Origin of the sequence: Anaerocolumna sp. AGMB13020 (genome assembly GCF_033100115.1) — a bacterium.
In the GTDB taxonomy this organism is placed as follows: Bacteria; Bacillota; Clostridia; order Lachnospirales; family Lachnospiraceae; genus Anaerocolumna.
The window spans coordinates 5547774-5560268 of record NZ_CP136910.1 but is presented as its reverse complement, the minus strand read 5'-3'; the positions used below and the strand labels follow the sequence as shown (position 1 = coordinate 5560268).

Genomic DNA, 12495 nt, shown 5'->3' with positions numbered 1-12495 from the left:
AGAATTGTAAATTTTTGTGGCACAATGGTAAGTTCTGTGACACAAAGAAAGTTCTATACTATACATGATGAGGAGGATTTTTATGAAGAACCCCTATGAAATATGCCCTACTTTTGAAACAGAAAGTTTTATTTTAAGACTCGTTTCAGAAGAAGATTCCGAAGATCTACTTAAATGTTATTCTGATAGTAAGGCACAAAAATTTTTTAACTCTGACAGATGTACAGGTGATTTTTGTATTTACACAATTGAGGATATGTTACAATGCACTAAAGCTTGGCTTTGGGCATATTCCCAGCAAGAATTTATACGCTTTGCAATTATAGATAAATCATTATCTAAAGCTATTGGAACAGTAGAAATGTTTGGTTATGCGGGAAAATATAAAATTAAAACGGGAATACTCCGAGTTGATGTTTCTTCTGAATACGAAAAAACGGATTACTTAAACGAAATATTTAGCGTTTGTAACGAGAACTTTTTTGATTTGTTTGAGGTTGATACGATTGCAACTAAGGCAATACCTCAAGCTGTTGAAAGGCGGAATACATTATTAAAAATTGACTTTTGTGAAGGCAATTCATATGAAGGAGAGCACTATTTTTTGCGTTCAAAATAAACCTAATCTAGAGTAAACTTAATACATAATGTTCTTAAGATGTGAATTAATAAAATTATTAACAAAGTCCCTTAAAAATTGCATATTATCAACATGGTTCTGAAACATAGCCTTATTTTTAAATAGGATGGATATTTTTCTGAACCTAATAATTCAATACGGTTCAAAATAAAAAAGGGCTTTCTATGATAATCTAAAGCAATCATAGAAAGCCTATAAAATATGAATACATATCCTTTATAACTTTGTTAACCTACTAAAATCTGTTTACATTAAAAATCCTTAAAAAACTTATCAAATTTAAGCTTCTTAAAAAGACTAAACTGTTTATCCTATCATCTTATCTGTCTGGATATTATTTCAAGCTCATAGCGGACTTCGTCGTTTCTCTACTTGAATCCAGTATATTTGTCTTCTTGTCACCATTAAAAACATAAAATTTACTGCAAATATAATTTAGAATAATCACAACAACAGCCAGTCCTGCTTTTACTGCCATGTTGTTAAAATGAAGCAGACTGACAAAAAGCAGCAGACCTCCCTCCTCTACTCCCAATGAGAATAGTCTGGCCAGAAAAAATTTCACCATCTTAACAGACTCATCCCTTATACTGCTTCGTTTATCACGAAATACCCATCCGGCATTTACATAGTAAGCAAAGGTTACAGCAATAATCCAGGCAATTATATTAGCAATCAGATGATTTATTACTGCACCATAACATAAAAGATAGTATGTCACCATATTAACTGCGGTGGTCATAACACCGGCGATCGCATATACAACCATTTCACGGTTCAGCAATTTTTTTATCAACTTCTCTACGTTGTTCTTCATTCTGGAGAACTCCTTTATCTTAAAATATAGCTCTTATTTCAATACATTAAACAGGTTCAATTACTAGCTTGTCCATTTCAGTATACCTTATAATACCTTTAATGTACATAAATAATTATCTGCCATATCTGTCATTCTCCAACATGTGTCAACAAACTTAGAAATCTGTAAACATTTTCAGAGACAAAAAGCGGCACATGCCGATAAAAGCTTGAAAACAGCTTTACAGAAAACTTCCTGGTGTCCCGTTGAAGCGGCTCCTCTTTCCAAGGTGATACTTTGGCTGCCTTTAAATATTCTGCCTGCATTGGATGGGTACAGTTTTCTTCCCAGGGTCTTCCCACCAAACCGGTAGTAAAGTGAATTATAGCAGGATTTCTCTTAGCCTCGTCAAGTTCTTCCTGCGTATAAAAGCTGTCTAAAAAATAGATACGTTTTATAGTCTTTGCTGTAAAGGAGTAAATATTTGCGGTAGCATTAAATCGTGGTGAGACAATACGTTTCCTATTCCTGCAGACTCCATTAATCGTTCCCTGATCATGATGGGGAACATTCCCATTATGTTTTCTAATGAAATCAATAAACTTTTTTTCCAGACCTTCCTTACGCCAGCTGTTCAGATTAATCAGAATAGTTCCTGCATTCACGTAATATTCATCAGGTCTCATACCAATCTTTTTTAAAAAGAAGCTGTCCACGGTATCACGAACACCGGCAACCAGATAACCTTCCAGATCCACAGTCCAGAAATCCATCAGCTTATCTCGAATTATGGTATCACAATCCAGATAAAGAATTCTGTCATAGCTATCAGGAATTATAGAAGAAAGAAACAGTCTTGCATAGGAGGCAATGGATATCTTTCTGGGTCCCATATTAAGCTCTAGTCCGGCAACTGCTGCTGCCATGGACATAAAATGAATTTCTCTTTTAAATTCCTTCGCAATAGACCGAAGCTTTTCTTTATTTGGATCTTTCATCCCACAGTCTAATATAAATACTACGATTTCTTTAAAGTCTTTATTGGATTGAAACATTGACAGCATGGAAATGCCCAGAAATTTCGCATAGTGATCATCGGCTGCATAAGCAACACATAATTTTTGATTAAGTTCCATCGTTCTATCCTCCCTGTAACCAATTGTATACTACTCAGCGTTCCACCCATTTGCCTTTATCTCATCAACATAATCAGCCAGATAATCGACCTTCAGATTATAGGGGCTATAAGTATTCTGTTCCAGAATATAAGCTACATAAATATCATCTTCATAGTAAATCTTAAAATTCCTGGGATATATCTGCGATATTTTCTGTGCCCAGTAAAATGCCTGTGACTCTATAACCGCACGTTGAAAATAATAATCCTGAGCATCTCCAAAAAACGTAAAATCCATTGCCGCATATTTTATATTCACATTAACCGGTCCGTAGGTATAATCCTGTAATACCTTTTTTTCAATGAAAAAGAATACATATTCAGTGGGAAAGGTAAATTCCTCACTATTCCCATTGACCATATCAATAAATTCCGATAACTCCGTATGGTAGCCATAATCCAGAATATCATAGTATTCATCTGTAGGCGAAACAATTGTATAGGTATTTCTTTCGTAAGATTTCTTAATATGACGCAGCAGATACTCTGATTCGTTATAATATGCCTGGTTCACATCAAAAAAGGAATGATACCAGCCCATCTCTACAATCATGATGGCTGCAACTCCGCAAAAAACAGCAGAAATCCCCTTTAAGGTAAATTGATAATGCCGGTTTTTCCAAAAACCAAGAATTCGGAAAGCAAAGTCAACCGGCAGCATAAAAATAAGACCGATAAAGGGTTCCGCAAAGGTTGAGGCTCTGGCTGCGGCAATTAGTTCAATAAATCCCAACTCTTCTGCTGCTCCGACAATACATAACACTATCATATTAAGTATGATTGCTATGTACACATGCCCCACGTTTCTGGTCTTTTTTCTGAATAGCATAATAACCGCACAGAGAAAACCGCTGAATATGCAAAAAAACATGAACTGTGTAGCACTGGCTCCAAACATTGCAAGGAGTCCGAAGTTGAACATTGCCTGATAGAAATACCGCACGATCTCAACAAACGTCATAGCGGAATAATTCACATGGGGTTTTTTATCCTTACCATCGATTTCTTCCGCAGCAGTATCTGAACCGTTTTCTCCTGTTGTATTATTTCCCTTACCCTGTGCTTCTTCTAACCTCTGCTGATAATCCGAACCTTTCCCATTCCATTCCTCATCAGCAATAACACTTGTTGCCCATGCCATGGATTCCTGAAAAGGTATCCCTTTCGCCAGACAAGCAGCAAAGGGCATTACTGCGATGACAGCTCCCATAATTCCACTGAATAAAAGCGGTATAAAATACTGTTTTTTTAATACCCTTGGAAGAAAGGCAATTCCCGTTGCTAATACCAGAAAAACAGCTGCGATGGCAGTATAAAAATGATATGCAATAACAAGTGCTACGCATAAAATCAAAAGGCAGGCATCGGAATCGATATACCGTCTGTTGATATATGCGTTTATGCGAAAGAACCTGCGTATCCGTGAGTCTTTTTCCAGTATGAGCTTCTGTCTGTCCTTGCGCAGATAGCGTATCATAAAATAAGCCACACCGATTACCGTGTACATTCCTGCCTCCTGAGGCAGAGAGGCAGCATAACGGCCCTGATTCAGCATAAAACTGATAAAGAGAACCACTGTTACGGGAGTATATTTACCATAAAAGATCTCCTTTGCCAATAAATATAAACCGATCATCATCAGCACGGTCTGATAAGCCCCGGCATATAACAGAATTTCTCTCAGATTCAAATCAAAGATTATTCGGATGATATACACCATGGCATGCATACCAAAGGGATAGATACCATCAGAAAATAAAGTTCCATGCTCCAAGTCATATATCCAGGATTGATGTATGGGGATATCTGAAAACTGATAGCAATGATAACGTAAGACGTTATATGTCAGAAACCAGATATTATATATTACCAGGGATATTAATAGTCCTGCTTCCAGCCAGTTCTTTCTTAAGGTTCTAAAGAGCTGCATCTGAAGGATCGTTCTTTTTAAGGCTTTTAACAGTGCTTTAAACTCCTGTACCATAAACCGGATAAGCCTTTCCTCTTTGTAGGCATTCCAGAGAGCATCCGTTCCTTCCTTACAATGTTGAAAGAATCTCTTATCGGAATAATTCCATATAATCAGGAGATAAACCAGCAGATTACCAGCAATTATGGTATAGCGGTTACAGATATCTAAAAAACCAAGGAGCAATACCAGATTAATCTGTAAGGCAGCTTGAGTCAGCACGCAGAACCAAAACCGGTAGCCATAACTTTTATTTCTAAGATATTTCCTCCAGACAAAGAGCGGTATCAGAAAATCCCTTATGATACAGCTGAATAATACCAGCAGCATAGATAATACATAGGCACTCGTATCAACTATCATTTTTCAAGCTTCACCTCTTTTCCCGTCTGTATACTATATACTCATATTTTAGTTTTATCCTCTTAACGCTAAAAATAATCTGAATATGCAAGCTACTGCTTAAAACTCTTTATAAGGTCTCCGACACTTTGGTACTCTTTTTTTAGTCCGATTAAATATATTCCAGAGCTAACAAGGTAAACTGCCCCACCAACGAATACTTGCAGCAGCAGCTTAGGAAAAGGCTCTATTGACAGAGCGGTTAGCGGATAAATGGCTGCAAACTCCAGCAAACCACAAAGCATAAAGGGCAGCAGTGCTTGAAACAGCTGGCGGAATTTATATACATCCCTTATATGGATTAGCTGATAGGCACATACCATAAGCTCAGCCCCAAAGGTACCTATAACAGCACCGGAAGCACCATAGAAAGGTATTAAAATCAAATTCAGAACAATATTTGTAACTGCTCCCAGGGATACTGACCATATATAGACATGCTCTCTGCGAAATGGGATCAGATACTGGGTCTGTACTACATTCACCACACTCATTGGAATCATGACCATAGCCAGCTCCATGGTTAGCAGGATAGTCGGTGTATACTCCTCACCAAAAAACCATGGTACGAAACTGGGGGCGACACCTGCTATCCCAAAGCAAAGAGCACAGCATATAAAACTGTTGAATCGGATGGAATTACGCATCTTCTGCACCCCTTCTTCTCTCCGGTTGTTCGCTACCAGATTAGATATTCTGGGAAGCATAACCGTGTCCAGTGCAGATAAGATACCTTTTGGAAGATTGATGATATTCTCCGCAAAGGCATAGAAAGCCACCACCGTAGTGCTCTTAACTATAATTCCAAGCATTATCTTGTCCAGCCAGTTATAAATACTCAATGCAAAAAGCGGAATAAACAGCTTAACATTGGGTACGATATGACAGGTGATATCTTCCCGCCTAAGGGGAACCACTTTAACCTGCCGAAACATAAAAGGCAGCAGCTGAACCTGCTCAAATAGAAAGCAGGCGGACATAACACCCGTATAAATCCACAAATCCTTTTCTGAATGAACAAAAGCATAAACACCAACTATGATCAGTGTTCTGGACACCAGACTCCTGATTGTTGTTATACGGAATTTTTCCATACCGTAGAAGAACCAGCTGACGTCAAACAATATGGACGCTACATAGATTAGCTGCATAAAGTATACCCTGCGGTCTTCTTCAAAAACCGTAAATACCAGAAGTATAAATATAAGAATTGAAACTACGGAGGTAAACAATTGCAGGATATAAATCCCCCAGAATACCCGGCTTCTCTCCTCTATATTATCTCTGCAGGCAGCAATACTCCGGTTGCCGTAATTATCAAGCCCAAGCTTGCCAAACATAATGAAATAACAGGCAATTGTACTTGAAAAGGTGTAAATACCTACCTGTTCCGCTCCCAATACCCGGGCTACATATGGCGTAACTACCAGGGGAAGTATGCAGATGGACAGACGGTATATAACATTGTATACATAATTTTTTTTAATATCAGAACCCATGCTTTTATCCCTCAACTCCCATGTACACCGCATCTGCTCCAGATATGGCACTGTGACAGCCTGTGAATTATATTTTCTATAATTCTCACTGCCACTCGGAAGCGGACTCTCTGTCTTCATTCTCTTGTATCCGAACCTCTGTGTGTTTATCAAAGGCTGTAGGTGAAATGGCTATATCTCCTGTTAATATTATTGCTCTTTCAAGAGCATTGCATTTAGCAAATGCCTGATGATTTATGGAAATTACTTTTTTGGGTATTTTAACCAGCTTAAGACTGGCACAGCCATAGAAGGTACGTTCATATATACGTTCAATCTGATTTGGCAATTGAAAATATGCTAAGGCTTCGCAGCCTGTGAACACTCCGCTTCCCATATATTTCAGAGTATCAATATGGGGAAAGGCGGCTGTTTCCAGACGTTTACAATATGCAAAAGCATAGCTGTCTACTGTTACTACTTTTCCTGTCAGCAGGATTTTCTGAAGCTTGACACATCCCATAAATGCACCGGTCTCCACAATTTCCAGCATACTGTCAGCTCCAAACTCCACTGCCAGGAGACTGGAACAGCCAGCAAAGGTATACCTGTGAAGCTTTACAATTGCCGAAGGAAATATTTTTGTTGATTTCTCAGTGCCGCCATGCATATAAGTAAACTGTAATTGCCTTAAGGCACTGCATTCAGCGAAAGCTCCTTGCCCAATACTTACAAGACCAGCGGTCAGACTTATGGTTTCCAGGGAACTGCAGCCGGCAAAGGCGTATGCACCGATTTTACCAAGCCTGCTTCCTTCTTTTAATGTAACATGACGCAGCTTCTTGCAATTCTGAAAGGCATGTGCCTGTATTTCCAATACAGTATTGGGAATCTCAACCGAAACCAGCTGATGGCAGCCATAAAACATGCTTTTCTTAATAACTGTTACATATTCCGGAATTACGATACTCGTAAGTTTACGATCAAATACAAAATCAAGAGACTTCTTCTCATTATAACGCCTGGCAGAGGTAAATTGAATCGGTATCTCTTCCTCTTCTTCTTTTTTTCCTATTGCTTCAACCACTTTTAAGGCTTTTATTTTCCCAAGCTTACCTTTTCGAATAAGGTTAATATCCCTTGTAAGGAACCTCTCACTAAAAAATAGAGAGCCAGTCCTCCTTAACCACTTAAGTACATATTTCAAGAGTTTGCCAAGGGCCTGAAACAGTAAATAGAACATACTGCCAGGTGTCTTTAAGCAATACATGATAATATAACCGAAATAATTCAGCCAAAGGAAATTTGTTTTTGCCAGATGGATCATTCGTAAGTAGAAAATCTGTGTCATTTGTTTATTTACCAGAAAAAAATCCATATATTTATACAGAATCTTCTGACCGTCCCTGAAGTTATTTAAGTCATACAATTCTTCCTCCGGCGTTATGGCGCACTCACAAAGGGGTACCGGCGTAACCATTACCTTATAATTCTTTGTAAGCCGAAGAAGCATATCACCGTCGCAAAAATTCTCAAATTCTCCATCAAAACCTCCTGCCTCCCTTACTGCCTGCGTCCGGTAAATTACCTGGGCTGACATTTTGGCAGGATTGTCAAGTACCCATTTATCGGAGTTAAAGGCTGTATTTCCAAGCAGTGGTTCCACTACTATGTGCTGCTTTCTTTTATCAATAAGTACACCATCGCTACAGGAAGCGGCTACATTGGCATTACTTTTAAGCTGCTCTATTTGCAGAAAGGCTTTGTTAGAATCCCAGGCATCGTTACTTCTTAGAAATGCAATATATTCTCCCTCTGCTTTATAAAGGATATAATTTCTTATTTCTGCCAAGGAAAGGAACTGATCCATTTGCAGATATTCTACACCGGCATACGCTGCCAGATCTTCCTGTAGACCAAGGCTGTATATACTATTGGGTTCATTGGCATCCACCACCTGAATTTTAATGGGTGAATATATCTGATTCAGAATACTATTTAATGCATGCAAGATACTGAGGGAAGTATTCCTTCTGGCTATGATCACAACATTCAATACTGCATTTTCCAACTTTAAGACCATACCTTTCTCATGACCGGTTTCCTTTTCCAAAACACAGATTTCCTAAGCTGTATATACCTCTATGATCCGGTGCCGAAAAGGTATTGGCCAGCTTTATGGCCTGTTCGGAACGAGGGTCATATACGCTTAATCCCAGAACATAGGTATTCTGGTTCCATTCCTCCGTAGATAATATACCTGTAAGTTCTACTTTTTCACCGGGTATCCATCTGCTGGTATCTGTATCAACCGGATACTCATAGACCGTCGTATAGGAGGCAGTTCGAACAATAAGCTTCACCTCAAATCGGTGATAACATGGAGCAAATCCCACATTGCGAATTTTTAAAATTGTCTTCAGACATCCGGTCTTATCGCCTGCCAGGGAAACATTTACTTCCTCTATGCGGAATCTGTACCCAATATGAGCTTCAATAAATTCATAAGCCGACTTTTTCTTCCATAAGGTGCCCTCAGATACTGAGAGACTTCTTTTCCATTTATCAAGCACTTTCTCATCATATTCACTATGCAGATAAGAAACTCTCATCTTTTTGAGAGTCTCTATTGCCGGCAGCACATCATTATAAGGACACTCATTGATAACTTCACCGCCATTAGGAACATATCTGTTTAGTTTGTATTGGAATTCAAGCTCATCCTCTCTTACCCATTTATCACCATAAGCTTTGGAATCCAAAGCACGAATGCTTCCGTAAGTTCCAAAGTCTGCCTCTGATGCCATCATTCCATCATTATAGAGAGAGAATCTGGCCTTTTGGATACCGCTAAAGGCTGTATCGCTGTCAAGTGGCTGGTATGTCTGAAATATCATACGCCAGAAGCTGGGGCACCGCAATGCAATGTAGGTTTTTTCACCGGAACATTCATAGAGCTGCTTTGCCAGACGTGTCATATTCCTCTCGCTAAGATAACGGGAACTGTGCATCTCCCCCCAGCTACCTATAAAAAGCCCCTGCAAAATATAGATGAAATCTGTAAAACTTATAAGAATAGGTGAAAGCTGATGCATATGCTCCAAAATTACAGCGATGTCTTTGGGTTCATTTAATACACCTTTTCCCTCAAGGTCGTAAACAAAACGTACAATCATCTGCTTTTTATGTTTACTGAAGTGCTCAAAAATTCTCTTTATTATGTTTAATGCCTCCTCTGATAAGAATTCTTCATTATAAGGAAGCAGATTTATTTCCACAAGACACAGCTGTTGGTTTGTATCTGGAAGAACCTTTTCTATAGGAATTCCATCAGGCTGGAGCTGATCACAATCAGCTATGAACCGATATATTCTGTACATTCCGCAATAGGGATTGTTCAGAGTTTCTGCCTTTTCCGTTCCAGGTAGAGGCAGAAACTTAAATTTTTTATCAATACCTTTTCTCAGCATAAGAAGACCTCTCATGACAATTTCTGTAATCCACTTTTGACCCTTTTTACAACGGTCCAGATACTAAGCGGCATTATCAGCATGTATATCATTTGTTTGAACAGGCCTGTATGCATACTTACGCCTGCTGTTCTTTCATGCATTACAGATGCTGTCTCCTCAACCTTAAAGCCCAATAAGAGCATCTGAATTATCATATTGGCATCGGGATAGAAATAATCAAAATTTCCATATTTCGAATAATATGTAAATGTTCTCTTATTTAAACCCTGCAATCCTGAGGTGGGGTCAGTAATCGTTTTACCGGTTATTGTTTTGATGAGCCAGGAAAACATACCGAGGGATATTTTCTTGATACCCGATATCTTAAAGGATTGGCTGCCTTCCACAAAACGGGAACCAATCACGATATCCGGCAGGCTGCCTTCAGCATCCGGGGTCGTCAGGCATTGATAAATGTGGGAAATATTCGAGATGTTATGCTGGCCATCTGCATCTATCTGTATGACATATTCATAGCCGCGGCGAACGGCGTATTTATAACCCACCTGCAGGGCAGAACCATAACCCAGATTAAATACATGGGTAACCACAGAAACACTGTAGGTCTTGGCAATAAATCCGGTCTGGTCTTTGGAAGCATCGTTGACTACCAGGATATCCGCAAAGCTCCTTATCTCCGGTTTACAAAGATTATTAAATAAAGCTGCCATATTAGCTTCTTCGTTAAATGCAGGAACAACGATCAATACTTTATTCATCTTCTCTTCTCCTCGTTCATTATCGCAAGCATGAATTCCAGATCCTCAGGATAATCAAGCTGTTTCTCCAATACATGCTTTGCATATTCTTTCTGTAATTCAGGTTCCTTTAGGATTCTCTTAAGTTCATATACCAGCTTTTCTACACTCAGCTCTACCAGAATACCATCATAGCCTGATTCAATTTGTTCCCTGTTACCGGTACAATCAGAGGCTACAATTGTCTTACCAAGTATCTGCGCTTCTTCAATGGCAATACTCTTTCCTTCAAAGCGGGTCGCGTGAACATAAATATCCGCCTGGTTTATATATGGGTAAGGATTGTCTTTTGCTCCCATCAGGATAAAGTATTCCTCTACACCATACTTCTTAGTCAGCATCTCAAGATTTCTTCTTTCCGCTCCTTCTCCGATTATATACCAGCGTACATTATGCCCCTCTTCCCTAAGTTTTGCCAATACTTCAATGGCAATATCATAACCCTTCTGATAATGGAGCCGGCCAACGGTCACGAAACGTATTCCCGGAAAGCCATCTGTAAAACCAGTCCCGTCAACTGCCTTTTCCCGGATATTCTGCTGATCTAAAAGATTTCGAAATAACCTGACTTTCTCTCTGTATTGAGGATAAACACAGCAGAATTTTTCTCCCACTTCCTTGGATACAACAAATATATTATCCATCCCGCTATAGCAATCTTTATCCATGAGAGGTGTATAACCAGCTTTCTGGTAATCGATATGAATAAAGGCTGCTTTATGTTTCGCATTGACCTTATCGGCCAGGTAATATACCGCAGCACCTTCGATATAAGCCACTGCCAGATCGTATTCTTCTTCTGAGACTGGCCTTCCGTCTGCCAGAAGCCTCCATAACAGCTTGTCATACTGAAGTTTTCTCCCGGAAGCTTTCTGTTCTCTTATATTTTTTATCATATATCCGATTGCTTTCAAGCCTGTGAGTCTATAGAAAAAAGAAAATAGTATCTCTCTGGCTATTGTAATCCGGCCCCTAAAGGAATTCAAAGAGCCGTTATTAACACCTTTATTAATAATTCTCACATTTTCAGGTACTCTCGTAAACAGTTCTCCGCAGGGAATGATAGCATAAAGAGATAATTCATACGCTTTTAAGGCGTCCAGTTTTTTTAACAGCTCAATCAAAGCTGTTTCAGCTCCGGCCCGTCCCATGGTATTAATGACAAACAAGAGTTTTTTCTTCATGTCAAATCATTCTCCCCAGTGGATTTTTCATTGTTCCCAGGTATCTCTTTCATTAGAATATCTTTCAAATGACTATTTTCCTCATTCAGCAGTGAGACCTGCATGGCAAGTTCCTGAACTCTGGCGGATAATTCCGCATTGGTTCTGTAACAACTGAAGATTCCATAGGTTGCTAGAATGATAGCAATAGCAAATATGATGGAAGGCGGGTATTCTACTGAAAAGCTGTCAGATATGAAATAAACCAGCTGTGGGAATACGCCGAACAAAATAATGATTAGCCCTCCCATTATCCAGAATAGACTTTGACGTTCCGTCATCTTGCGGACTATATTGGCTTTTCTTGCCATATAGATCAGCGCTAAACCTGAAAAACAAATTAAAATCCGTAATAAAACTGACATATGATTCCTCCGTTGTCTTAATTATGCTTTTGTATATTAATACCTCTTTCTAACTCTTGCTTTCTATCATTACCTTTGACAATTTAACGGTTAATTATTACAAAGTTCCTTGTTATAACTTTTACAGTCGTATAATAATGCATTATTTCTGCGAGTGCAGCAAACCTGTTTT

General features: G+C 38.9%; 10 protein-coding genes. 1 reads left to right on the top strand and 9 read right to left on the bottom strand.

The window, feature by feature from the left end; all coding sequences use genetic code 11:
* Nucleotides 1–82 precede the first annotated feature (82 nt).
* Nucleotides 83–619 carry a GNAT family N-acetyltransferase gene (locus tag R2R35_RS23410; protein ID WP_317732259.1) on the top strand — a complete coding sequence of 179 codons (537 nt, stop codon included), beginning with the start codon at nt 83–85 and terminating at the stop codon, nt 617–619.
* A gap of 355 nt (nt 620–974) precedes the next feature.
* On the opposite strand, the gene R2R35_RS23405 is transcribed toward R2R35_RS23410, so the two are convergent.
* From R2R35_RS23405 to R2R35_RS23365, 9 genes are all read right to left on the bottom strand, one after another.
* Nucleotides 975–1457 carry a GtrA family protein gene (locus R2R35_RS23405; RefSeq protein WP_317732258.1) on the bottom strand — a complete coding sequence of 161 codons (483 nt, stop codon included), beginning with the start codon at nt 1455–1457 and terminating at the stop codon, nt 975–977.
* 131 nt (nt 1458–1588) lie between these two features.
* Complete coding sequence (locus R2R35_RS23400) at nt 1589–2575, bottom strand: glycosyltransferase family 8 protein (RefSeq protein WP_317732257.1); 987 nt, start codon at nt 2573–2575, stop codon at nt 1589–1591.
* Between the two features lie 30 nt (nt 2576–2605).
* Entirely contained in the window at nt 2606–4948 is a 2343-nt protein-coding gene (locus R2R35_RS23395) for a hypothetical protein (protein WP_317732256.1), read from the bottom strand.
* 92 nt (nt 4949–5040) lie between these two features.
* Nucleotides 5041–6606 carry a flippase gene (locus R2R35_RS23390; protein ID WP_317732255.1) on the bottom strand — a complete coding sequence of 522 codons (1566 nt, stop codon included), beginning with the start codon at nt 6604–6606 and terminating at the stop codon, nt 5041–5043.
* Nucleotides 6572–8578, bottom strand: coding sequence for a leucine-rich repeat protein (locus R2R35_RS23385; protein WP_317732254.1), 2007 nt, complete (start codon nt 8576–8578; stop codon nt 6572–6574). The genes R2R35_RS23390 and R2R35_RS23385 overlap by 35 nt, the downstream gene beginning before the upstream one ends.
* Complete coding sequence (locus R2R35_RS23380; protein WP_317732253.1) at nt 8556–9935, bottom strand: DUF4832 domain-containing protein; 1380 nt, start codon at nt 9933–9935, stop codon at nt 8556–8558. Before R2R35_RS23380 ends, R2R35_RS23385 begins: the two co-directional genes overlap by 23 nt.
* Nucleotides 9936–9946: 11 nt before the next feature.
* On the bottom strand, nt 9947–10696 hold the full coding sequence (locus R2R35_RS23375) for a glycosyltransferase family 2 protein (RefSeq protein ID WP_317732252.1): 750 nt from the start codon (nt 10694–10696) through the stop codon (nt 9947–9949).
* The gene (locus R2R35_RS23370) at nt 10693–11919 is read right to left on the bottom strand and encodes a glycosyltransferase (RefSeq protein ID WP_317732251.1); all 1227 of its coding nucleotides are present in this window, start codon (nt 11917–11919) and stop codon (nt 10693–10695) included. The genes R2R35_RS23375 and R2R35_RS23370 overlap by 4 nt, the downstream gene beginning before the upstream one ends.
* Nucleotides 11916–12323, bottom strand: coding sequence for a DUF2304 domain-containing protein (locus R2R35_RS23365; protein WP_317732250.1), 408 nt, complete (start codon nt 12321–12323; stop codon nt 11916–11918). The genes R2R35_RS23370 and R2R35_RS23365 overlap by 4 nt, the downstream gene beginning before the upstream one ends.
* Nucleotides 12324–12495: the final 172 nt, after the last annotated feature.